Origin of the sequence: Oceanimonas sp. GK1, from assembly GCF_000243075.1 — a bacterium.
Classification (GTDB): domain Bacteria; phylum Pseudomonadota; class Gammaproteobacteria; order Enterobacterales; family Aeromonadaceae; genus Oceanimonas.
The window spans coordinates 290,452-313,650 of record NC_016745.1; the positions used below are offsets into that span (position 1 = coordinate 290,452).

General features: G+C 62.5%; 24 protein-coding genes. 10 read left to right on the forward strand and 14 right to left on the reverse strand.

Translation table 11 applies throughout. The features are described 5' to 3' along the window. Positions 1–285 precede the first annotated feature (285 nt). Positions 286–1,629 carry a sodium-dependent transporter gene (locus GU3_RS01460; protein WP_014290783.1) on the forward strand — a complete coding sequence of 448 codons (1,344 nt, stop codon included), beginning with the start codon at positions 286–288 and terminating at the stop codon, positions 1,627–1,629. A 426-nt stretch (positions 1,630–2,055) separates the two neighbouring features. On the opposite strand, the gene GU3_RS01465 is transcribed toward GU3_RS01460, so the two are convergent. From GU3_RS01465 to GU3_RS01480, 4 genes are all read right to left on the reverse strand, one after another. Beyond that, positions 2,056–4,209, reverse strand: a complete 2,154-nt coding sequence (locus GU3_RS01465; protein WP_083829429.1) for a S9 family peptidase — start codon at positions 4,207–4,209, stop codon at positions 2,056–2,058. A gap of 175 nt (positions 4,210–4,384) precedes the next feature. Continuing rightward, positions 4,385–4,699 carry a YdbL family protein gene (locus GU3_RS01470; protein WP_041542841.1) on the reverse strand — a complete coding sequence of 105 codons (315 nt, stop codon included), beginning with the start codon at positions 4,697–4,699 and terminating at the stop codon, positions 4,385–4,387. 10 nt (positions 4,700–4,709) lie between these two features. After that, entirely contained in the window at positions 4,710–4,895 is a 186-nt protein-coding gene (locus GU3_RS01475) for a YnbE family lipoprotein (RefSeq protein ID WP_014290786.1), read from the reverse strand. Next, positions 4,892–6,664: a YdbH domain-containing protein gene (locus GU3_RS01480; RefSeq protein WP_014290787.1), complete on the reverse strand. Its 1,773-nt coding sequence runs from the start codon at positions 6,662–6,664 to the stop codon at positions 4,892–4,894. The genes GU3_RS01475 and GU3_RS01480 overlap by 4 nt, the downstream gene beginning before the upstream one ends. Before the next feature lie 89 nt (positions 6,665–6,753). On the opposite strand from GU3_RS01480, the gene GU3_RS01485 reads away from it, so the two are divergent. Next, positions 6,754–7,110 carry a DUF2500 domain-containing protein gene (locus tag GU3_RS01485; RefSeq protein WP_014290788.1) on the forward strand — a complete coding sequence of 119 codons (357 nt, stop codon included), beginning with the start codon at positions 6,754–6,756 and terminating at the stop codon, positions 7,108–7,110. Here the strand turns inward: GU3_RS01485 and GU3_RS01490 are convergent. Beyond that, positions 7,091–7,519, reverse strand: a complete 429-nt coding sequence (locus GU3_RS01490) for a DUF411 domain-containing protein (protein WP_014290789.1) — start codon at positions 7,517–7,519, stop codon at positions 7,091–7,093. The genes GU3_RS01485 and GU3_RS01490 overlap by 20 nt on opposite strands. A 141-nt stretch (positions 7,520–7,660) precedes the next feature. Between GU3_RS01490 and GU3_RS01495 the strand changes: the two genes are divergently transcribed. Continuing rightward, positions 7,661–8,050: a SirB2 family protein gene (locus tag GU3_RS01495; protein WP_014290790.1), complete on the forward strand. Its 390-nt coding sequence runs from the start codon at positions 7,661–7,663 to the stop codon at positions 8,048–8,050. A 21-nt stretch (positions 8,051–8,071) separates the two neighbouring features. Here the strand turns inward: GU3_RS01495 and GU3_RS01500 are convergent, their stop codons facing one another. Further along, positions 8,072–9,613: a M14 family zinc carboxypeptidase gene (locus GU3_RS01500; protein ID WP_014290791.1), complete on the reverse strand. Its 1,542-nt coding sequence runs from the start codon at positions 9,611–9,613 to the stop codon at positions 8,072–8,074. Positions 9,614–9,822: 209 nt separating this feature from the next. Between GU3_RS01500 and GU3_RS01505 the strand changes: the two genes are divergently transcribed. Beyond that, positions 9,823–10,785 carry a YafY family protein gene (locus GU3_RS01505; protein ID WP_014290792.1) on the forward strand — a complete coding sequence of 321 codons (963 nt, stop codon included), beginning with the start codon at positions 9,823–9,825 and terminating at the stop codon, positions 10,783–10,785. 64 nt (positions 10,786–10,849) lie between these two features. Beyond that, positions 10,850–11,917, forward strand: a complete 1,068-nt coding sequence (gene ftsZ / locus GU3_RS01510) for a cell division protein FtsZ (protein WP_014290793.1) — start codon at positions 10,850–10,852, stop codon at positions 11,915–11,917. 66 nt (positions 11,918–11,983) lie between these two features. Here ftsZ and gltS read toward each other — a convergent pair whose 3' ends face one another. The 4 genes from gltS to GU3_RS01530 all read right to left on the reverse strand — a co-directional run bounded on the left by gltS (position 11,984) and on the right by GU3_RS01530 (position 16,462). Further along, positions 11,984–13,192 (reverse strand): sodium/glutamate symporter, encoded by a 1,209-nt coding sequence (gene gltS, locus GU3_RS01515; protein ID WP_014290794.1) that lies wholly within the window; start codon positions 13,190–13,192, stop codon positions 11,984–11,986. A 34-nt stretch (positions 13,193–13,226) separates the two neighbouring features. Further along, complete coding sequence (hutG, locus tag GU3_RS01520) at positions 13,227–14,177, reverse strand: formimidoylglutamase (protein WP_014290795.1); 951 nt, start codon at positions 14,175–14,177, stop codon at positions 13,227–13,229. A 21-nt stretch (positions 14,178–14,198) separates the two neighbouring features. Beyond that, on the reverse strand, positions 14,199–14,921 hold the full coding sequence (locus GU3_RS01525) for an IclR family transcriptional regulator (RefSeq protein ID WP_014290796.1): 723 nt from the start codon (positions 14,919–14,921) through the stop codon (positions 14,199–14,201). Positions 14,922–15,349: 428 nt separating this feature from the next. Then, entirely contained in the window at positions 15,350–16,462 is a 1,113-nt protein-coding gene (locus GU3_RS01530; RefSeq protein ID WP_014290797.1) for an endonuclease/exonuclease/phosphatase family protein, read from the reverse strand. A 67-nt stretch (positions 16,463–16,529) separates the two neighbouring features. Between GU3_RS01530 and GU3_RS01535 the strand changes: the two genes are divergently transcribed. The 4 genes from GU3_RS01535 to GU3_RS01550 all read left to right on the forward strand — a co-directional run bounded on the left by GU3_RS01535 (position 16,530) and on the right by GU3_RS01550 (position 20,218). Further along, the gene (locus GU3_RS01535; RefSeq protein WP_014290798.1) at positions 16,530–16,829 is read left to right on the forward strand and encodes a DUF3634 family protein; all 300 of its coding nucleotides are present in this window, start codon (positions 16,530–16,532) and stop codon (positions 16,827–16,829) included. 79 nt (positions 16,830–16,908) lie between these two features. Continuing rightward, positions 16,909–17,598 (forward strand): hypothetical protein, encoded by a 690-nt coding sequence (locus GU3_RS01540; RefSeq protein WP_014290799.1) that lies wholly within the window; start codon positions 16,909–16,911, stop codon positions 17,596–17,598. A 127-nt stretch (positions 17,599–17,725) separates the two neighbouring features. Beyond that, the gene (locus GU3_RS01545) at positions 17,726–18,400 is read left to right on the forward strand and encodes a cytochrome b/b6 domain-containing protein (RefSeq protein ID WP_014290800.1); all 675 of its coding nucleotides are present in this window, start codon (positions 17,726–17,728) and stop codon (positions 18,398–18,400) included. Positions 18,401–19,003: 603 nt separating this feature from the next. Next, positions 19,004–20,218, forward strand: coding sequence for a choline transporter (locus tag GU3_RS01550; protein WP_014290801.1), 1,215 nt, complete (start codon positions 19,004–19,006; stop codon positions 20,216–20,218). A 50-nt stretch (positions 20,219–20,268) separates the two neighbouring features. On the opposite strand, the gene GU3_RS01555 is transcribed toward GU3_RS01550, so the two are convergent. Then, a complete protein-coding gene (locus tag GU3_RS01555; protein ID WP_014290802.1) occupies positions 20,269–20,727 on the reverse strand; it encodes a cytochrome c in 459 nt (152 codons plus the stop codon). 214 nt (positions 20,728–20,941) lie between these two features. On the opposite strand from GU3_RS01555, the gene GU3_RS01560 reads away from it, so the two are divergent. Next, on the forward strand, positions 20,942–21,358 hold the full coding sequence (locus GU3_RS01560; protein WP_014290803.1) for a universal stress protein: 417 nt from the start codon (positions 20,942–20,944) through the stop codon (positions 21,356–21,358). Here the strand turns inward: GU3_RS01560 and GU3_RS01565 are convergent. The 3 genes from GU3_RS01565 to GU3_RS01575 are packed head-to-tail and all read right to left on the reverse strand — an operon-like array spanning position 21,355 to position 23,192. Then, positions 21,355–21,981, reverse strand: a complete 627-nt coding sequence (locus tag GU3_RS01565; protein ID WP_041542844.1) for a DUF3047 domain-containing protein — start codon at positions 21,979–21,981, stop codon at positions 21,355–21,357. The genes GU3_RS01560 and GU3_RS01565 overlap by 4 nt on opposite strands. A gap of 32 nt (positions 21,982–22,013) precedes the next feature. After that, positions 22,014–22,298 carry a DUF1294 domain-containing protein gene (locus GU3_RS01570; protein WP_014290805.1) on the reverse strand — a complete coding sequence of 95 codons (285 nt, stop codon included), beginning with the start codon at positions 22,296–22,298 and terminating at the stop codon, positions 22,014–22,016. Positions 22,299–22,334: 36 nt separating this feature from the next. Next, a complete protein-coding gene (locus GU3_RS01575) occupies positions 22,335–23,192 on the reverse strand; it encodes a delta-class carbonic anhydrase (RefSeq protein WP_014290806.1) in 858 nt (285 codons plus the stop codon). Between the last annotated feature and the right edge of the window lie 7 nt (positions 23,193–23,199).

Sequence of the window (23,199 nt, forward strand, 5' to 3'; positions counted from 1 at the left end):
ATGGTCGAATCATACCTTGTTGTGCCGAACCGGTCAGCCCCGATTGGTCAATTTGTGATTGTCCGCAGTCCGGCCTTCAAGACGACGCAAGCAATCAGCTCTGAGTGACGCCATTCCGCCACCATTTTTACCCTATCTTTCGCTTGTTAAAGGAGGGAGATCACTATTGAATCCTGCCCCTCCCGGTTTCCTTTGACAAAAACTCTGCAAAACTCCATAGTCTTCGCCATTTTCTACCTAAGCCAACTGTATGCTTAAGTTTACAGTCACCAGGAGCAAGCAGACGTGAATGCAAGGGCGCAGTTCAGCAGCAAGCTGGGATTTGTCATGGCCGCCGCCGGCTCGGCCATCGGCGTGGGCAACATATGGGGCTTTCCCACTCAGGCGGCCAGCAACGGCGGTGGCGCCTTTTTGCTGGTCTATCTGCTGATGATAGGGTTGTTGGGCTACCCCATGCTGGTGGCCGAGATCACCATCGGCCGCCACGGCCAGGCCGGCCCCTTTCACGCCCTGCAGAAACTCACCGGCAATGGCGCCGGCAAGGCCATCGCCGGCCTGGTGGGGCTGGCGGCGGTCATCACCGTCAGCCTGATATTCACCTTCTATGCCATCGTCTCCGGCTGGTTTATCGCCTATGCGCTCGAGCCCCTGGCCCGTCTGCTGGGCATGAACGCCGACTGGCTGACCGGCTTTTCCACCTCGCGCAACCTGGTGTTCACCCTGCTGTTTGCACTGCTGAGCCTCTATGTGGTCAGCCGGGGCCTGGAGCAGGGCATCGAGAAGTGGTCGAGCCGGCTGATGCCGCTGCTGCTGATGATGCTGATCGTGCTCACCGGCTATATGCTGACCCAGCCCGGTGCCGGCGAAGGCCTGAAGGCCTACCTGGTACCCGACTTCGACCGCGTACTGCACCGGGACGTGCTGATCGGGGCCCTTGGCCAGAGCTTTTTCTCCCTGTCGCTGGGCGCGGCAGTCATGATGCTGTACGGCTCCTACCTCAGCCGCCAGGCCAGCATTCCGGCGCTGGCCGCTCAGGTAACCCTGCTTGATACCAGCGTGGCCTTTCTCGCCGGCCTGCTGATTTTGCCGGCCATGTACGTGGCCCAGCATAACGGCGTGGCCATTTTTGCCGACGACGGCAGCCTGCTGAGCTCCGACACCCTGGTGTTTTCGGTGCTGCCGGCGCTGTTCGAAACCATGGGTCAGGCCCAGTACCTGATCGCTTTTGCCTTTTTCCTGCTGATGATAGTGGCGGCGCTGACGTCCTCCATCTCGATGCTGGAAGCGCCGGTGTCCCTGGCCATGGAAAGCACCGGCCTGTCACGCATCAAGGCCACCTGGCTGATGACCGCCCTGTGTACCCTGGTCAGCGTGATCATCGTGTTCAACTTCGCCAGCCTGTTCGGGCTGGTGATCACCGTCACCACCCAGTATGCCCAGCCGCTGGTCAGCCTGTGCATCACTCTCTATGCCGGCTGGGTCTGGCAGCGTAACAAGGTGCTGGCCGAGCTCAAGGCCGGCTGCCCCGGGGTGGAGCAGGGCCTGTTCTGGAAAATCTGGCCCTGGTATGTGCGCTTTGTGTGCCCGGTGCTGGTGCTGGTGGTCATTATTCAGTCCATCGGCGGCTAAACACCTCACACTCCCAAAATACAAAAGGGCCGCCATGCGGCCCTTTTGCGTGGTCGTCTGTTAGCCAGATGCAAGCACGAAGCACCAGCAGAGTTGCCTCCACCGACACGCTTCCAGCCCATCCATGGGACGCTCGTCAAATGTCATCCATGACATTTGACGGTCGGTTACGGCAATCCCTGCTGTTGCTTCGTTGAGCATGGGCGCCGCATGTTGGAAGCAGGCTGGCAACCCGGTGTTGAGCAATGAAGGACAAAGGGTATTGTTTCGCCGCACTCTCTGCGCCATCCCTGGCGCAGCGAAGCCTACATGGATGTATTCACGGCGTGTCGGCGAAACAGTGCGCTTTGGCCGACGATATCGCACGGCCAGGCAGCTGACGAATAAACCAAAGGGCCGCATGGCGGCCCTTTGGCTTTTACCTGCTTAGCGCGTGACTTCACCGTCCGGGGCACTGAGGCCCGCGGCCAGGCGAGTGCCCTGCTCTTCGTCGGCCAGGGCCAGCAGGAAGGCGTATTCCCGGGCCAGTTCGCGGTAGGATTCAAAGCGACCCGATTTGCCGCCGTGACCGCTGTCCATGTCGCAATGCAGCAGCAGCAGGTTATCGTCGGTCTTCATTTCCCGCAGCTTGGCCACCCACTTGGCCGGCTCCCAGTACTGCACCTGAGAGTCGTGCAGGCCGGTGGTCACCAGCATATTGGGGTAAGCCTGGGGCTTCACCTGATCGTAGGGGCTGTAGGACTTCATGTAATGGTAATAGTCGGCGTCGTTGGGATTGCCCCACTCGCCGTATTCACCGGTGGTGAGCGGAATCGACTCGTCCAGCATGGTGGTCACCACATCCACAAAGGGCACCGCTGCCACTACCCCCTTGTACAGATCCGGTGCCATGTTGACCACCGCCGCCACCAGCAGGCCGCCGGCGCTGCCGCCGGACGCAAACACCCGCCCCTTGTCGCCGTAACCCTGCTGCACCAGCGACTCGGTCACGTCGATAAAGTCGTTAAAGGTGTTCTGCTTGCTCATCAGCCGGCCCTGCTCGTACCAGTCCCGGCCCAGCTCCTCACCGCCACGCACGTGGGCGATGGCATACACAAAGCCCCGGTCAAGCAGGCTCAGGCGGGCGCTGCTGAAATCCGGATCCATGCTGGCACCGTAGGAGCCGTAGGCATACACCAGCAGCGGATTGCTGCCGTCGCGCCTGAATCTGTCGGCCCGGTATACCAGAGACACCGGCACCCTGGCCCCGTCCCGCGCCGTAACCCAGACCCGCTCGCTGCGATAGTCGTCGGCGTTGAAGTGGTCGCCCACATACTGCTGCTTGAGCTCCCGGCGCTCCTGAGTGTCCATGTTCACTTCATAAATGGTCACCGGCCGGGTCATGGAGGAATAACCGTAACGCAGCCAGGGCGTATCGGCCTCGGGGTTGGTGCCCATCCAGCTGACATAGGCGGGATCGTCAAACTGAAGCTGACGCTCGCGGCCATCCTGGCGATGGATCTGGCGCAGATGCAACAGGCCCTCGCTGCGCTCTTCCAGTACCAGCCAGTCGCGGAACAGGGCAAAGCCCTCCAGCAGCACTTCGTCCCGGGCGGGGATCACCGGCTGCCATTGCGCGGGCTTGCCGGCCGTGTCGGTGACGTAGAGGCCGAAGTTGGCGCCGTCCTTGTTGGTGCGCACATAAAACTGCCCCTGGTAATGGTCCAGATCATACTCGTGACCATGCTGGCGGGGCAGAAACACTTGGGGCTCGGCATTCGGATCATCGGCCGGAATAAGGTGGATCTCACTGGCGTCGGTATTCCAGGCGCCGATGAAGATGTAGTCTCCCGAGCGGCTCTTGTAGAGGCTGGTATAAAAGCCGCTGTCCTGCTCCTCGTGCACCAGCACGTCCTCGCTCTGCGCGGTGCCCAACGTATGGCGATAAACCTGGAACGGCAGCAGGGTGCTGTCGTCCTGTTTCACGTAAAACAGGGTTTTACCGTCTTTTGCCCACACCAGGTTGCCGGAGGTATTTTCCAGCACCTCGGGGTAAAGCTCGCCGGTGTCCAGCGACTTGAAGCGCACCTGGTACTGGCGGCGGGACAGAAAGTCTTCGGAAAAGGCCAGGGTACGCTGATCCGGGCTCACCGCCATCTGCCCCTGCCCATAATAGGACTGGCCCTCGGCGCGCTGATTGCCGTCGAGCAGCACTTGCACCTGGTCCGGCTGGCCGTCGGGATAGCGCTCGGCAATGCCGTATTCCTGGCCCTGCTGATAGCGGGTGCGATACCACCAGCCCTGCTTCAGGTAGGGAACCGTGTTGTCGTCCTGGCGAATCCGCGCCACCATCTCCTGAAACAGCGACTCCTGCAGCCCGTCGAGGGGCGTCAACACCCGCTCGCTGTAGCGGTTTTCCTGTTCCAGGTAGTTGAGCACGTCGGGATCATCGCGCTCGTCGTCGCGCATCCAGTGATAATTGTCCACACGCAAATCGTCGTGGCTGGAAAGCACATGGGGGATTTTTTTGGCGACAGGCGGTTTTACTTCCACGTCGGTTCCTTTGGCATAGGGTTTGGCACAAGCCACCCATGCTAACATCAGGCAAAGCCGTACCCTATTGCGCACGCGTCACTCCTTTTCGCTTTGTATAAAAAACGAACGAATACTATCTACAGAATACGACGCCAGCCAGCCAAACCGGTGAAAAATGCCAAATAAAACAGGAAAAAAATTCAAATGAAGCCGCTGGGCGCGGCCGTTTAAGGGAAAGTGATCACTTACGCTGCCAGCGGCCGTCGGCCAGCTGTACATACTGGCCGGCGGGGGTGCGCTCTATGTTGAGCTGACCGGCCCGGCTTTGCACCACCACCAGGCTGGTACCGGTTTTTTGGGCAATATCCCGGTAGCTTTCCAGCCGCTTGCGGTTAATGTCGTTCACAATGGCACTGACCTGAGCATTGCCCTGCACCGCCCCCACCAAGCCGTTGAGTTGTTCGCCAATCAGTCCCTGCTGCTTGGCCTGTTGCAGATCCAGCGCCCAGGCCGACAGGCTCAGGGTTGCCGCCAGAAACATCGCCAACCATCGCATATTCCGCTCCTCAGAACAGTTCCTGCTCTTGTTCAAACAGTTTTTCCAGCTCCCGGTCTACCCGGACCCGGATCTCGTGATCCACCTTGACGTTAAGGTTCACCGTAATGGGCTTGTCGGGCACCATTACCTCTACCCGGGGGGTACAGGCGGCCAGCAGCAACAGGCCCCCGAGCACAACCGCTATCGGTTTCATTGATTCGTCTCCCCTTGCAGGCGCGCCGGCAGCCGCTCACTCAACTGCCCGGCAAAGCGCAGGCTTGCCAGCAACTGTAACAGGTTTTCCTGGTGCCGGTAATTGAAGTTAACCGGGTGCAGTTTTCCTGCCACCGGCGCCTGGCCCTGCAACCGGGTCAGCACCACTGCCTCGCCGTCCCCGGCCATCGACACCTCGGCATCCAGGTGGTGATACCGCAAATCCTGCAGCATGCCCAGAGTCAGACTCAGGGAGAGATTGTCTTCGGCGGTGGTGGCCAGGGACTCCCCGGCCTGGTAGGAGACCCAGCCATCCCGCCCCCACACACGGCCGTTTGCCACGCTTACGCCGCCGGCCATCACAAAGGGCAGCCGGCCCTGCAGCTTGCCGTCACCGGTCAGCCCCGGCACTGCCGCCAGGTTCAGCAAGCGCGCCAGGGAAATGTCCTGCAGGTGCAGCTCCCCCTGCGTGGGAGTGCTCAGCGGCATGGGAGACAGCGCCAACCGGCCTTCCAGCACTTTTCCGGTGAGCCCGGACAGCCAGGGCCCTCCCTGACGCCAGTCCAGGGCGGCGTGAATGTCGGTCACCGGCACCCCGGTGCTGAGCTCGCCGATGGCCAGGCCGCTGTGCGGGCTCAGTGCCGGCCGTCCGTTCCGCCAGACCAGCCCAAGCCTGCCCGCCACTTGCTCGGCACGCAGCTCGCCCCGGCGCAACCGGCCGTCCTTCAGCACCAGATCCAGCGCTGGTACGGCATTCGGCTGGCTGCCAATCCGTCCCGCCAGTCGCAGCTCGCCGCTGTCCACCTCAAACGCGGGCAGCTGCAGCCAGCCATTCAGCCAGCCGGCCACCGCCGCCAGTGACAACGTCTGTTCGGGCAGGGTCAGCATCAGGCCCTGCTGCCATTGCCAGTGGCCACTGACTTGCAGCTCCGGATTCAGCCGCAAGCGCAACCCGCCATGACGATGATCGGTCAACGCCAGATCCAGCTCTGCTCCGGGCAACGGCTGTTGCTGCCAGCGCCCATCCTGCCAGCCCAGGGTCCAGCGGCCGAGGCCGTTCAGCGGCAGCGTACTCGCCGGGCGCAGGCTCAGCCCGCGCAGCCGCAGCTGTCGCCAGGCCAGGGTTTCCATGGTCAGACGAGTCTCTGGCCGCCATTGCCAGCCCCTCTCGGTGGTGTCCAGCACCCCGTTCAGCCGCAGGGTGCCCGCCAGCGGTGCCGGTAGCGCCGTGGTGGCGGTCAGTTGCAGTGCCTGCCCCGGACGCCAGTCGCCCTGCATCTGTACCGGCCCGCTCAGGCTCGGCAACAGCAGGCGGCCGGGCAGCTCGCCTTGCCAGCGCCAGCCGCCCTGATCCGGCCTCAGCAGCACCGCCAGGGCACCGGCCTCGGTGTGCCAGTCAACCTGCACGCCGGTGTCGCTGCGCCGCAGCAGCGCCGGGCCGGCCAGTACGGCGTCACCGGGCAGGTACAGGGTGAGCTGTTCAATGGAAAAGTCGATCGGCGGCAGGGTCAGCAGCAGCGACAGCGCATTACCCTCGCCTTCCGCGCCCCGGTTACCGCTGCGCGAGCAGGTCAGATCCAGGCTCAGCTCGGCCAGGCTGCCGCTGAGTTCGCCTTCACGCCAGTGCAGGCGGAACGCCTCTGCCCGCTCCCTGGGACAGGCCGGCACCCGTGCCCGTTCCAGACTGGCGTCCAGCGTCAGCCCGGGAGGCGGCGCCTGTGCCGACACCAGCCCGGTCCAGAGCAAGGCCGCCAGGAGGCAGCATCCCATTCGGCAAGATGGCACCGTCATAGCAAAAATCCACTTGCGTCGTTCGGCCGAGGCCTTAAGCTGAAGCCAACGACAAGGAGGGAGCCAATATGGACAAGTTCGTGCTCTGGGCCATTATCATCGTCGCCTTCGTGGTGCTCGGCCGGCAGCTGTACCGGCGTTTTTACGACCATATTCAGCCTCAGCACAGCCTCAAGGTGGTGATCACCGGCAAGCAGGTGCGGGAATTCATGGGCCGCACCCGCCAGGAAGAAACCGATCTGCCTCCGGCCCGGATCAATTACTACGTGAGCTTTCGACCCCGGAGCGGCGGTCGGGAGCGGGAGTTCCAGGTCAGCGAGCACCTTTACGAGCAGCTCACTCCCAACACCGCCGGCACCCTGGTGATCAAGGGCCGGCGTTTTATCGCCTTTGAGCCGGACGAAGTTATCCTGGATAACGACTGAACAGGCTGGTATTGCCCTGCTCGTCAAAGCTCATGACCTCGTAAGGCGTGCCGGGAATGTCCATGCCCGGCGCGCTCTGGGGCATGCCGGGAATGGTCAGGCCGCGCACCTCGGGCTGCTGCTCCAGCAGCCGTTTTACGTCTGCCGCCGGCACATGCCCTTCAATCACATAGCCCCCGACGTGGGCAGTGTGGCAGGATGCCAGCTCCCGTTTGACTCCGGCCCTGACCTTGATCGACTCCATGTGCTCGGTGTCGATGCTGTTCACCTCAAAACCGGACTCGCGCATGTGCGCCACCCAGTCTTCACAGCAGCCACAGGTGGGCGACTTGTACACGGTGACCGGCCCGGTGGCGGCCAGCACCGGCGCCGCCAACAGTGCGGCCAGACTCAAAACGACTTTTTTCATCGGTAATTTCCTCTCGTCAAGCAACGGCTCCAGACTAGCAAACCCGGCGGGCAAGATCCCCTGCCAGCGGTATTCAGACCGGCGTCAAACGGTTATGCTAGCGCCACTTATTGTTCATTCTACCGCGTTTCCGGAGTCCCAATGTCATACTTTGCCGTCAAGCATGCGCACATGATGTTCGCCATGATCAGCATAGTGCTGTTTATGCTGAGAGCCTGGCTGGCCGTGCCTTCTCCCGCCCGGATCAGCAACAAGCTGCTGAAAATACTGCCCCACGTCAACGACACCCTGCTGCTGCTGTGCGGCATCTGGCTGGCGGTCAGCCTTAACCAGATCCCCTTTGGCAACAGCCCCTGGCTCACCGCCAAGGTCGTGGGCCTGGTGCTGTACATCATTGTCGGCACCATCGCCATCAAGCGCGGCAAAACTCAAGGGCAGCGGCTGGTGGCGGCGCTGGCCGCCATCGCCATCTTTGCCTACATCTACGGCGCCGCCGTCAGCAAGTCGCCGCTGTCCTGGCTGGCACTGTAATCCCGCCGCCCGGCGGCCTGCCTATTGCTCGTCGCCGGGCCCGTTCAGCCACACCGGAAAGACCGGAAAGGGGCCCGGCGCCAGCCAGCGCCACGCCGGCTCCTGATACAGGGCATTGGCCGAACGCGGATCCAGCATCAGCGCCGCCAGCGGTCCCAGGGGTTGCGCCGTGGGCACCAGCAAGTCGCCAGGCCCCAGGGTCACCCGCGCGGATTCGGCCCTGGCCTTGACCCGCCACTTTTCCCGCACCCCGGGCCGGGCCCGGGGCTGAGGCAGCAGGGCATCAATCTGCAGCCGCTCCGCCGCCAGCACGCGCGGCGCCCGCACCGTCTCAAAGCGAATATGATGCCGTTGCAGCCAGCGGGCCATGCGCTCCCGCTCCCGGGTCACCCCATAGGCCGGCGGCAGTACCACCGGCTCGCCGGTGATAATGGCATTGTGATTGGCAAAGGCATGGTATTGGCGATGGCCATCGACCAGCCGTACCAGCGGCAGCCATACCTCGGGTTGCGCTGCGTTGGGGCCGAAATGCACATCCATCCACAGGGTGCGACCGTCTTCCCCGGCTCCCCGCCAGCCGCTGCGGGCTTGCCGCGACACCGCCACCAGCCGGGCACTGTCTTCGGCGGCCAGCTGCAACAGGCTCAGCAGCGCCAGGTGCTGCTTGCGCACTCGCTCGGCAATGTTGCGCGGCGTGGGGTAACGGCCCGCCTTGTTGTCGAGCCGGCTTTCCACCAGCACCGATACCCGCCCCTGCAGGGCCGCGTAGTTGCGCAGGTTGGTGATGCCCAGCCCGCCCCGGGCCACGATCTGCCCCAAGTGCGTAATTTCACCCCGGTAGGGCTCGGCCCGCACGCCGGCCTCCGTCACCCGCTGCACCAGCGCCGGCAGCAAATACCGCTGGGTATACTCCCGCAGGCCGGCATCAATATTGGGGTTGTTGCCCACCTCGAACTGCACTTCCACGTCGGTCAACCAGCCCTGCTGTTTGGTGAGCACCCGCTTCCAGATGCCGGACTCGTGGGCGTCGTACACCAGATCCGGATCAAAGGTCTGCAGGGCATCCACCAGCAGGCGGGTTTCGCCGGCGCTGAGCGCCACATAGTCAATATTGGTATTGTCGTCGTTGGCGTTGTGGCGACGGGACAGATCCCGCCCGTCGGGGTTGGCCATGGCCACCAGCACCAGGTTGAGTCGCTCCAGCAGGGCGCTGTGCTCACCATTGGCCAGCTCCCGGATCAGCCGCTGCACCGCCTCCGCCCCCGCCGGCTCGTTGCCGTGCTGGGCCGCCAGCACCAGCACCGTGGCCTTGTCCGGCTCGGGCCGGTAACGGTGCAAAAAGGCCGGAGACGACGACACCAGCATGGCCTGCACCGGCCGGCCGCCGGCGGAGTTGCCCAGCGGCACCAGCCGAGCCTGTTCGACGCCCTGATCGAGCTCGGCAAGGTAATGGCCAATGTCGCGACTGTCGGGCAACACCAAAAAGTGTTCGTTTTCCAGGGGGGGGAGCGGCACCACAGCAGCCCAGCCGAGACCGCTGCACACCCACACCAGTAACGCCATCAACCTCATAATAAACCCGAAAAGAGTCAGCTATTTCAGTTAGTTATAGCTGCTGTTCGGGCTGCAGCGCAAACGGTGCAGCACGTCAGAAATGGTCCCAATCCGGGCATCTGTAGAAAAATAGCGACACTCGCCCACGAAAAGCATGCGTCAGAACTTGTCACACCCTCTGCCTAGGATACAATCATCCCAAGCAAGAGGGCATAACCATGAGTAAGAAACTGCTGAGACAACTGACCCTGGCGCGCTGTGTTCCCTATCGTCCCTACAAGCTGACCGCGCGCCAGCTGCAAGAAAAACTGGAAGAGGAAGGAATTCAGGTCAGCCTGCGGACCGTGCAGCGGGATCTGGAAGAAATGTCCGGCATGGGCCTGTTCGATCTGACCTCGGATGATCGCAGCAAACCCCATGGCTGGTGTTTCGAACGCAATGGTTTGAACGACTTCGCCAACTTCATGCCGCTGGGTCTGGCCATGGCGCTCAAGACCTGGAACGACCAGGCCGCCGATCTGCTGCCGGCCAGCGTGCTGACCGAACTCAACCCCATCATCGACAAGGCGACCCAGGTCATCAACGACAGCCAGAGCGAGCTGGCCAGCCGCTGGATGGAAAACGTGGTGCAACTGCCCAAGCCTTTCCCCGGCAGCCCGGAAATGCGCCGCGCCACCACCATTCGTGACGCCCTGTGGCGAGGCCGCAAGTTCAGCGCCGAAATCAAGCGGCTGATCAAGGGCCGTACCGTCTGGCTGCGCTATGAACAGGTGAACCCGCTCGGCATCGTCACCCGCAAAGACGGCCCCATGCTGCTGTGCACCGTGTCGGACATGGATCCCAAGATCTACGGCATTCCCTTTGAGCACATCAAGGACGTGGAGCTGACCAGCCGGCCGGTGACCCAGCCGCGGGAATTCAGCGTGCACAAACTGATCCGTGAAAAGGGCTATCAGGAAGAAACGGAAACAATTCATTTCGTGGGCCGCATCGCCAACCCGAGCCGCTCCCTGCTGGAAGAAACCATTCCGGGCCACAATCCCCGATTGACCCGTTATGACAAGCAAAGCATGATGGTGGAAACCGACGTGAAAGATTCGCCCGAATTTCGTCGCTGGCTGACCGACATGGCCGGCAAGGTAGAAATCCTGGCGCCCGAATCACTGAAAACCCCCAAGTAACAGCATCGACACCGATGGCAAGGGCTGACTGGTTCAGCCCTTTTGTTTTTCCACGGAGACCAGGATGGATCAGTTCCTTTTTGAACCCGCCGAACCCGACTGCGACACCATCCGCATCAGCGTGGTGGGCGTGGGCGGCTGCGGCGGCAACACCGTCAATCTGCTGGCCGAGCACAGCCTGCCGGCCCACGTCAGCACCATGGCCATGAACACCGACGCCAAGGCCCTGCAGCAATGCCGGGTGGAAACCCTGCAACTGGGCCGGGAACTGACCCGGGGCCTCGGCGCCGGCGCCGAGGCGGAAGTGGGCCGCCAGGCCGCGGAAGAAAGCGAAGCCGATATTCGTGCCCGCCTGCAGGGGGCGGATCTGTGCTTTATTACCGCTGGCATGGGCGGTGGCACCGGCACCGGCGCCGCGCCCGTGGTGGCGCGTCTGGCCCGGGAAATGAACATCATGACGGTGGCCATCGTCACCCGCCCCTTTGGCTTTGAGGGCAAAAAGCGCGCCCGCATGGCCGAACAGGGCCTGGAGACCCTGGCCGAGCACACCGACGCCCTGCTGGTGCTGCCCAACGACTACCTGCTGCGGGTGTTGGGTGCGCGCACGCCGTTGCTCAAGGCGTTTTCCGAAAGCAGCAAGGTCATTCAGAACGCGGTGCGCGGCCTGGCGGACATCATTGGCCAGACCGGCCTGATTAACATCGACTTTGCCGACGTGCGCACCATCATGAGCCAGCAGGGCAAGGCGGTGATGGGCATTGGCCTGGCCCGGGGCGACAACAAGGTGGAAGAAGCCACCCTGCAGGCGCTGAACAACCCGCTGCTGGAAAAGGTGGAGCTGGAAGGCGCTCGAGGGGTACTGCTCAACGTGGTGGCCTCCATGGACATCGGCCTCGACGACTTTCAGAAAATCGGCGACCGGGTGGCCGAGTGCGTGGGCGAGGACGCGACCGTGGTGTCGGGTATCACCCTGGATCCGGAGCTGACCGACAGCATTCAGGTCACCATGATCGCCACCGGCATTCAGCCGCCGAAAGAAACCATAGCGCCGGTGCAGCCCCAGCCGCAGGCCGAAGCGCCGCTGCAGGAAGGGCTCGATATTCCCGCCTTTCTGCGCCAGCGCCAGCAGTAGGCGCCCGCGCTCAAACAACAAAAAGGCCGACGCAAGCGTCGGCCTTTTTCGTGCTGATGTTCAGGCTCAGCCGAACACGTTCAGGCACCAGGTAATGGCGGGAATGGCCACAATGTCGATCAGCACGGCGCCACACAGCGGCGCTATGATAAAGGCCTTGTGGGAGAACACTCGGTAGCGGTCGCACACCGCGCCCATGTTGGCCACCGCATTGGGCGTGGCCCCCAGGCCATGGCCCACGAAACCGGCGCAGAGCACGGCGGCATCGTAGTTGCCGCCCATCAGCCGGAACATCAGGAAATAGGCCAGCAAAATGATAGCCAGGGTCTGAACCGCCAGAATGATAATCAGCGTGCCGCCCAGATCCGCCAGCTGCCACAGTTTCAGCGACATCATCGCCATGGTCAGGAAAATGCCCAGGCAAAAATCCCCCACCACATTGTTGGCGCTGTCGGACAGCGGCAGCAGACGCACCACCTCATTCAGGTTGCGCAGCACGATGGCCACAAACATGGCCCCCACGTAAGACGGCAGAATTATGTCGAAGTGTTCGCGCAGGTTGCCGCTCAGCCACAGCCCCGCCACCATGGTACACAACACCACGGCCACGCTCTTCAGCAGCAGGGTGCCGGTCACCGGCTCACGGCTGGGCTTTTCCGCTTCTTTCAGCGCTTCCAGCTCATGCACCTGCTCCGCCTCAATGGTCACCTTATGGCGCTTGATCAGCAGCCGGGCCACCGGCGCGCCCAGCAGGCCGCCGGCCACCATACCAAAGGTCGCCGCCGCCAGCGCCGCCGTGGTAGCACCGGTCACCCCCAGGGCCTCGGCCTCGGGGCCAAAGGCGGCGGCAGCGCCAAAGCCGCCTTCCAGCGACACCGCACCAGCCATCAGCCCCAGCAGGGGATGCTCGCCCAGCGCCGAGGCCATGCCAATGCCGATGCCGTTCTGCAGCAGTGCCAGCAACCAGCAGGCGACCAGGTAAACGCCCAGCACCTTGCCGCCCTTTTTCAGCAGGGCCAGGCTGCCGCCCAGGCCCACGGTGGCGAAAAAGGCGATCATCAGCGGGCTTTGCAGCGCCAGATCGAAGGTGATTTCCACCTGGGCCCAATCCCGGGCCAGCCAGGCGAACACGGCAAAGCCAAAGCCGCCGATCACCGGGGCCGGCACGCACAGCTGGTGCAGCACGGGGATGCGTCGCTGCAGGTACATGCCCAGCATCAGCAACAGGGCCGCCAGGGTGGTGGTGGTCATCACATCGAATGAAATCACGTTCATAAAACTTCCCTATAGATACAGCTTGAGGGGCCTGTCAGCCGGTTAATCTTGCCAACAGGCGGGCGGCCACGCGGGCCGTGAGTGACTGGTGATCACGGGCCGGATTGAGCTCGGCAATATCGGCCATCATCACCTTGTTGCTGGCAAGAATGCGGTCGATTGCCGCTTCCAGCAGACCCATGTCCATGCCCCGCACCGCCGGCGCGCTCACGCCGGGTGCCAGGCTGGCAGGCAACACATCCAGGCAGATGGTCAGGTAGATCACGTCCACCTCGGCCAGCGCCTGATCCAGTGCGTCAAACAACGGCACCGGATTCCAGCCGGCCAACTGCTCATCCAGCACAATGCGGGTGTTCAGCTGCTCGGCCCGTTCAAACAGCGCCGCCGTATTGTGGTAGCGGCTGACGCCAATGCAGGTGTAATGAAAGGGAATGCCCAGTTGCTCGCACAACAGCGCGCACTGGTTAAAGGGGGTGCCGGAGCTGGCCCGGGCGGAGCGGCGCAGATCCAGGTGGGCATCGAAGTTGATGATGCCCACCCGGGGCAAGGCCCGCCTGTCCTGCAGGTGCCGCATCAGGCCGGTAAAGCTGCCATAGGCAATTTCATGGCCGCCGCCCAGACCCACCACCCGGTGACCGGCGCCCAGCAACCGGGCCACCTGCTCGGCATAGAGCGACTGGGCCTGCTCCAGTTCGTCTTCATGGCAGACCACGTCACCGGCGTCGTAGAGCGCATGCTTACCATGCCACGACAGATTGGCGGCGGCGGCACGCAACGCCTTGGGGCCCATGGCGGCACCGGGGTTGCCCTGGTTGCGGCGCACCCCGGCATCGCTGCAAAAGCCAAGCAGCGCCACCCCGGCCGGAGACGCACCGGCCAGCGACTGCACCTGCTGGTGCCAGCGCAAGGCCAGGGGGCCCTCGTCGGTATCGACCCGGCCCTGCCACAGGTTCATGTCGGCCAGTTTGTAGGTGGTTTGCTTCATGATTGACTCCTGCATATTGGTTCAGTAACTCATGGCGCCCAGGCGTTGGGCGGCGTCACAGGTCCAGCGAATCCACTGGCCGGCGGCGGGCCCCACCCGCTCTGCCGGCGCCATCAGGCTGATGCCGCCCAGCAGGTGCTCCCGGCTGCTCAGCACCGGCACGCTCACGCCCCAGATGTTGGGGTCTATCTCCCCTTCCGACACCGCGTACCCCTGCTCGCGCACGGCTGCCAGCTCGGTCTCAAGCGCCGCCTGTTCGGCAGGCCGCAGGCCCGCCAGTACCGCCTCGCGCAGCGAAGGCTCGGCAAAGGCCAGCAGCGCCTTGGCACTGGCACCGCGCAGCAGCGGCTGGGAATGGCCCTTCTGGTAGCAGCAGCGCAAGGCCTGGGAGCTGTCGATCATTTCCACGCACAGGGCACGGCGGCCCGACAGCATCATCAGGGCGGCACTTTCCCCGGTGCGCACCGCCAGCTCGCTGAGCAGAGGCCGGGCCCAGGTCAGCACGCTGTTGTGCTGCTCAAAGCCCGCCGCCAGCTGTACCGCCATGGGGCCGGGGGCGTAATGGCCACTGTGGCGTTCCTGCACCAATGACCAGCGCGTCAGCACCGCCAGATAGCGGTAGGTGCTCGACAGCGGCTGGCCGGTGCGCTCGGCCAGGGTCCGGGCCGTCAGCGGCTCGGCCGCCACGGCCAGGGCCGACAGCAGCGCAAATACCTTGTCCTGGGATGGTGTTTTTTCAGCCATGACGTCCTCCTGGGGCCGCGACCTTCGCTCAGAAAGCGAACGGTGTAAAACTTAATTCTCGAAATATGAGAAATAATGGCAATTTAAATTGACTTATTCCACTAATATGAAAAGAGAGATACTCTGACCCCAGCCACGGCGGACAGGACAGCAGTAGGCAGAAAAGGATCACAGCAGGCAGGAAAGGACAGCAAGGCACCGAAAAAACGGACGAAAAAAAGGGCAGGCCGGTCGGCCTGCCCCGAGATGAAGGAATTCAGCGAATTCTCCGGGTCACCATCCCGGACAACTGAAGCTTCGAAAGCAATCTAGGGTCTCAGGAAGCATTTAATCGTTAAAAATAACCGCTTCCCAGCCTTTCATCCCCAATGTTTGATGTCGCTCCCGTTCTGGCCTGGCAAGCCCGTAAAAGCGTGAAGACTCTCACATCACAGGGCGATATCCACCCACACCAGCCGGTGATCCGAGCCCAGCGAGCGCCGCGCCGGACGGCCGTTACGGCGCCAGAACCAGCCGGCCTCATCCTGCTCCGGCACCGGCCAGAGCACCCCGCTGGCGAGGGCCGTGAGCGTGGCGGCGGGCAGCACATAATCCAGCCGCAGCCCGTTAATGTGGGTCCACAGACGGGCCGGGCCCCGGCGCGGCTCAGGGGGCCGCAAGCGCACCGCTCCTGCCGAAGCCGGCCGCAGCCGCCCCCGGCTGACCGCCTGATTCAGCCGGGGATCCGCCAGCAAGGCGCGGATCCCGGTTCGAAAGCCGTTGCCGTCCACCGGATCCGCGTTCAGATCCCCCAGGATCACAAAGTCGGCACCGGCGTCCAGGCCGCCCCGTCGGCCATTGTCGTCCTCCAGGTAATCTCCCCGGCCCGGACGAATATAGTCGTGCCAGAGCCTGAGCTCGTCGTGATTACGGCAGCTATTGCGCCGCTCCGGGCCCTCGTCGATGGGCGGTGCCGGATGACAGGCCAGCAGGTGCAGCACCCGGCCGCCGGGCAGGCGCACCGGCAGATCCAGGTGGTTCTTGGAAGACAGCGGCAGAAACGCCAGCACCTCGGGCGGATAGTAAGGCCGGCCATCCATCCGGGGCAGCCGGGCCCCGGGCATGTGCTGCCATAAAAAGCGGCGAAAACTGCGCAACCGGTCCAGTTCCAGTGGCAAACGGGACAAAATGGCAAAGCCATACTGGCCGTGAAAGGTGCCAAAGCCCAGGCCGTCCTGAGGCAATACCGGCACCAGGCCGCCATTCAGGGCCAGCGGGCCCGGCAGGCCGGTGTTAACCGGCGCCAGATAGCGGCAGGGATAATCAATGCCGCCTTCGCCTGCCGCCAGGTAAGCCTCGGCAAAGGCCGTCAGGTGGCCGCTGTCGCTGGCGTCGCCGTCGTGATCGAACTCGTTCAGCAACAGAATATCCGGCCGCACCTGCTGCACCATGGCGGCGATATGGCGCAGCTGCGGGCTGCCGTTTGCTATCTCGGCGGCCAGGGCGCCGGGGGCGCTGCGATCCAGCGCCACATTAAAGCTGGCGATTCGTATTTTTTGCACGGAAGTGATTGCCTTTGGCGTTCAAAATGTCATCATTTTGTCTTCAATGTTTTCAGGGAAGAAAACCATGTTCGGCACACTGGCTGCAACCTCGGCCTTGCTGTTTGCGCTGCTCTATCTGCTGCGCCGGCGCCAGGAAAGTTTCTGCATCACCATTCACGATGAACGCCTCGATATCAAGCGTGGCCATCCTCCCCAGGATCTGCTCAGCCACTGCCGGCAAATGGTGCAGGAAGCCCGAACCTTGAGGGGCACCATTCGCGGCATTCGCCGGGGCAACGAGGTGGTATTGATGTGCTCACGCAGCATTCCCGCCTCCTACCGCCAGGATATTCGCCTGTTCTGGCAAAAGCAGACGCGCCAGTAGGCGTTAAACGAGTCCGCCTCTTGACTTGATCGGCGTTTCCCGCTTTGCTGGTTATATTACTTTTCCAAGAGACTGCACCATGAAAAAACTCAGCCCGCTTCTGCTGTGCGCCCTGCTTGCCGCCTGTGCCGGCAAGCCCGATTCCGGGGCCGAGACCCAGGCCGACGACCAGACCCAAAGCGCCCAGACCGACGCGCAGGAACAGGGCCCGGTCACGCCCAGGGGCGAGTTCGCTCAGATTGACGTCAGCCGCTCCCAGCAGGCGATGGACGACATTAGCGGCGGCAAGGCCGACACCATCAACACCATTTTGCAAAGCCCCAACGACTACGCCCCGCCGGTGCTGTATCTGATGTCGGCCATCATGTTCGATAACGACTACCAGGATCAGGGGACCTTCTGGTATTACGCCGCCCAGCTGCGCGCCCGCAGTGACGCCAACAAGTCGGGGGATGACACCACCCACGCCGCCGTCAGCCAGCTGAATCAGCAGTTTGGCGTGCGTATCGGCCCTCACTCCCTGGGCAACCCGGAGCGGCTCCAGTCCATTGTGAACCAGGTGCTGAAGTGGGACAGCGAGCAAAGCCGCAACTACGATCCCCGCTGGATTGCCCTGCAGGGTCGGGATGTGGTGACCGAAACCCAGGTAGACTTCGCCCCCCGGGAAAAATGGCAGGAAATCGACGCCCTTACCCGCAACCAGTTCCGCCAGGGGCTGGAGCAGGCCCTGACCGAAATTCGCAACCGTCAGTCCCAGCCGGCCCAGTAAGCCCTCCTCCGCCGTTATACTCATCCCGGTCTTTACCGGGATGTTTTATTTTGGCACCCTCATGCACCTAATGGTCTTACCAATCTGCCCGCTGACGGGCGGCTGATGACGCGGAGAATCATTGCTGATGAATACATCCTCTTCTTCCCCGGTTCGCGTATGGGACTGGTCGGTTCGCCTGTTTCACTGGAGCCTGCCGGTACTGCTGGGGCTGCTGTGGTACTACGCCGGCGAAGACATGGACCGGCACATGCTGTTTGCCCAAATACTGATGAGCCTGCTGCTGTACCGGCTGATCTGGGGCTTTGTGGGCACCCCCTACGCCCGCTTTCGTCACTTTCTGTACCACCCGCGCCATGTGCTGGCCTATGTGCGCGCCAGCCTGAGCCCGCAAAAGCCGGTGTACCTCAGCCACAACCCCCTGGGCGGCCTGATGGTGCTGGTGCTGCTGGGCGGTTTGCTGTTGCAGGGCGGCACCGGGCTGTTTGCCACCGACGACATTTTCTACACCGGCCCGCTCTACGATTATGTGAGCGGCGACACCGCCGACGCCATGACCCGCTGGCACAAACGCTGGTTTTACTGGGGTCTGCTGGTGCTGGTGGGCCTGCACCTGCTGGCGGTGCTGCTGTACCGGTTGCGGGGAGAAAACCTGGTGGGCCCCATGATCACCGGCCGCAAGCAGGCACCGGCCGACAGGGTCGCCGACCACCTGCAACAAGAGCACGCCTTTCCCTGGCTGCGCTTTGTGCTGACCGCCGCCATGGCCTGGGGCGCGGTGGAAGCCCTGTTCCGGCTGTAAATAACCCACCCGGCTTTTCCCCGGTGGGGCGGTGCCCGCCCCACCTGCCCCCTTGCCATTCATGCAATGGCAACCCTCCACTCCCGCTCTGTCTTCTTCAGACGCCGCACGCGAACAATGCCATGGTGACCGGAAATTCGCCCCGTCCCGGTGGGATCTTGTGGCCGTGACGGCCGTCGCCGGTGATGACAGCCGGCCAAAACTGGTTTTAACCCGTCACGATTTGATGGCAAAAGACACCGCTGAACACTCCAAGAGCGTGTGCAAAAGCCGGCCAAAAGTGACAAAAATCCCTTAAAAACCGAGAAAAACGATAGAGCCATCGTGCCCATGGCAAATCTGATCAGCGTGTTGATCATTTCAGCCCTAAGCTTTATTATCTTCGCATATTGAACGTTCAATTAATAAAAACTCGTTCCGAGCGTCCTTTCAGACTTTAACTATCGCAACCGGTCATCGCATGCCGGCCCCGCGATACTTAAGGCCTGACTTGCGCCATCATCAGGCTTTACCGTGCGCAGGCGGATCGCTCCTTGTGTTGCTCAACAAAGGAGAAATACCCGTGTTTGTTATCAATAGGGAAATCAACGGAGGGTCCCCGTCATGACCACTCTGTTGTCTGCAGGGATCCTGTTCACCTTCGCCGCCATCGCCCTGATCCTGTACAAATGGGGCAATATTCGCTGCATCGGTGTGACGCCGGTACGCACCTTTACCTTTATCGCCATTCTGTTCACCTCGGGGCTGGACGTGGGCCTGATCATGTTTCCGCTCACCGAGTTCGCCGGTTACGCGGATCTGGCCGCCAATCCCGAATACGGCTTCGCCAATCCCCTGGCCATCGAGTTCGGTTTCTGGGGCTTTTTGATCTGGGGCTTTTATTTTCTCACCTGTTTTTATTTCTGCGTGATCGAGCCCCGGGTCGGCTTTTTCGAACTGCCCCTGGTCAAGCTGATCAACAACGTGGTGATCATCGGCACCTGCGCCTTTACCGCGTTTTTGCTGCTGAACAACCTGCCCTGGTACGTGCCCGGCCTGGGTGACGGCGAAACCGTGGTGGCCAGCTTTTATCTCATCGTGTTGCTGGTGATCGCCGCCTCCGTGCATTCCAGCACCAGCCTGCGCTACGTGAAAATTCTGAGCCTGGGCACCAGCTGGCTGTTCATCGGTCTGATCGTCCTGATGTGGGGCGGCGCCTTTATCGGCCAGGGGGGCATGGGAGCCTTCGTCGAGACCCTGGCACTGGTGGGGGGCTACTTTGGCAACATCCATCATTTTGTGCTGCCCATCAACGACTACCACGAGTTCTATCTGTTCTGGTGGTTCTCCTGGAGCATCATGATCGGCCAGTTCACCGCCCGCTTCGTTGGCGGCCTGCGCACCTGGCAATTGCTGGCGGCCATGCTGGCCTTTCCTTCCATCGCCATTGCCACCTGGTTCACCGTGCTCTACTACTTCCAGGATAACGGCCTGAGCACGGCCGGCTTCTACAACTGGGCCATGGTGATAGTGGGCATCAGCATGGTGGTGAATTCACTGGATTCACTGATCCGCCTCTACACCGACAACCTGGGCCTGACCGTGGCCCGGCTGGGCAAGACCCGTTACTTTCTCGGCAACCTGACCGCCCTGGCGGCCCTGACGCTGCTGTTCCGTCTCGACTTCCTGCAAATTCAGTGGGTCGGCGCCCTGGTCATTGGCCTGTTCTTCGCCTGCGGCACCTATATTGTTGCCAGCAAACGCGACACCGTGCTGGCCATCGCGGGCTCACCCCAAGCCAACCGCATCGACTACCGCAAAATCGAGCTGGCCAACTGAACAAACAAAAACGGCACCGCAAGGGTGCCGTTGTGAGCTTCAACGACAGATCAATCCTTGCGGTAGTCGTCGTGGCAGCCCTTGCAGGTTTTGAACAGCTCGCCGGCGGCCTTGCGGGCCTGGGCCTGATCAAAGCCCGCTTCGCCGGATACCTGCACCAGGTTCTGCAGCGCCTCACCAAAGTCCTTGCCCCTGGCCTGCATGCCTTCCCGGTCTTCCCAGCCCTTGGCCAGCATGTTGCTCGCCTTCACTTCACGGGTTTCGGGGAAATAGGTTTCTCCCAGCAGGCCGGCGGCGTTGCTCAGGTTAATGGCACGCTGGTGCAGGGCGGCGGCGTCAAAGTCGATCTCGCCCTTGGCCATGCCACCGATCACGCCCGCCTGCGCAGCCATCACCTGATACAGGGACTGACGATACTTGACCGCGTCTTCGGGTTTGAACAGCTCGGCCTGGGCGGAAACCGAGGCGGCAAACAGGGCGGTGCTCACGATCAGTGCTTTCTTCAACATGACAATGCTCCTTGGAAGTAAGAAGGTGCTCAAAAGGCACCATTTTTAATTAGCGTTCCACGATATATCACTCATTCGCCGGGATCTAGCGCCATCCCCGGAAAACGCGTGTGCAGCAACAAAGTCTGCCCGGGACCGACCTCTTCCCTGAGCTCTGCAATACTGTGAGACAGGGCAAGCCCGCCCCTGTTTTCACGGCAACAAGGAGCCCAGCATGTACCAGCACATCATGATTCCAGTGGATCTGGCCCACAAAGAACGGCTGGAAAAAGCCCTGAACACCGGCGCCGACCTGGCCCGGCTGTACGACATTCCCGTGTGTTACGTCGGCGTGTCTTCCAACGCCCCCGGTGAGGTGGCCCACAACCCTCAGGAGTTTGAACAGAAGCTGAAGCACTTCGCCAGCGAGCAGGCGGCCAAACACCGGTTACGTGAGGTAAGCAGCAAGGCCTGCATCAGTCACGATCCGGCCGTCGATCTGGACAAAACCCTGCTGGCAGCGGTGAAGGAAAGCGGTGCCGATCTGGTGGTAATGGCCTCACACGTGCCCGGCCTGGCCGAACACCTCTTTGCCTCCAACGCCGGTTACATTGCGAAGCATGCCGAGGTGTCGGTGCTGGTGGTGCGCTAGTGCGCACTGAACATCAGGCTGTCGTAATAACCGATGGCGGTACCGCCGCCGTTGTCGGCATCGGTCATGATGGCCACCGCCTCAAGGTATCGAAAGTCCTTGCCGAACAGCCGTCGCAAGTCGTCCTTGAGGTTGCGTTTTTCCTGCGCCCAGCCCGGCTTTGAACCCTGTTGCAATGCCAGCATCATGGCCTTGTCGCCGGCGAAGGGATTGGGCCAGACCCGCCCCGCCGGCATTTGTTTAGTCCACACATAACTGATGGCCTTGCTGCTGAACCGGGTCCAGCCGTCGCGCACCACCACATAGACCCGAAGCGCAAAATCGTCACCGGCCTTTTCTCGTTCATTACCCACCGCCGGAAACCGCTCTACCCGCCATTGCCAGCGCAGCCAGGGCGTGGCCTGCAGATCGATACGCCCTTCGTAAACCAATCCCGAGGCCGCCCCCCGGCTCTCGGCCCTGAGCACTCGCCGCTGCAGTTCGGGCACGAGCACCAGCCGGTAGTCGGTGCGCCCCTCAAAACGCTCCTGCTGCCAGCCCAGCATGTCGGCCGGGGTAAAGGTCAGTGCTCGGGCCGGCACCGCCAGCAGCAGCAACAACATGACAAACACACGACATCGCATGGCAAGGTCCGCTCAACCAGTGTTCTGCAAGTTTAGCCCCAACGCCCCCACCACAGGGCCACCGGCAGCAGCAGGTTGAGCAGCACCGTGAGCCAAAACACCGCCTGAAACGACGGCTTGCGCGATTTGTGCCTGAGCCAGCGCTGGCCCAGCCAGGCCCCGGGCCAGCCGCCCAGCAGCGCCAGCCCGTGCAGGGTGCGTTCACTCACCCGCCACTGGCCGAGCCGGGCGGCGCGCTTGTCCCACCAGTACACGCCAAAGGTGAGCAGGCTGAGCACCCCATACCACAGCGCCAGCCCGGCATAGACTCGGATCATGACGGTCACTCCTCAGGTTCCCGGCAGTGCACCACCTCAGAAACGGCCGTCGGACAGCAGCTCGGGGTTGGTCACCAGATTCCGCACGCCGTGGGCGTGATCTTCGTTAAAGTCGTTCTGCCGGCACCACTCGCCCACGGAGGCGATGTTGACCTTGAGCACCTCAGGGCGCACCCGCCAGGTCACCTGAAAGGGCGAGCCCTTTTCGTTGTAGGCCGGACCTGTGGTGGAGCCGGCATACTGCACCGGCACCCCGGTGTTGGCGGGAATATTCAGGCCCTGATGACGCCCGTTGCGAACCCCGTGGGCGGCCAGCTCGGCAAAGTCGGCGGCGCCGGCATCATTCACCAGCACATAGACTTGGGCTTCCACCCGCAGTTGCGGGTTCTGCCCGGCCTCGCTCAGACAGGCACCCAGCGTCGGTCCGGGTGAAACCCGGGCGCTGGAATGCACATAGTGCACTTCAATGGTATCGCCGGGGTAAAGCCCGCCGTGGCGGCTCGGGCAGATCTCGCCCTGCACCGGCGCCAGCTCTTGCTCGCTCAGCAAACCCGAGTAACGATAACCACCGTGATAACCCCGGCCATCGCCGTTACCTGCAAACAACGTGAATTCACCGCCCTTGTGCTCGGCGTTCTTGTGAAAGTGAATGTTGCACAAATTCATCTGGCTGGCCGGCGGTGCCGGGCTGAAGATGACCGGGTTGCGGCCTTCCAGCCGGTCGATGTCCCGGGGCGATTGGGGGCCAATACCCTGATCGCGGGTGTTTTGCGACAACTGCTGACGTTGCTGCGCAATCACCTCGTCCGAAACCGGTCCCTTGAACACGTCAGCCATCACGACCGAGGGGGTCAACACGGCGGTAGCCAGTGTGAAAAGCGTCGCTGCGTGCATTCTCTTC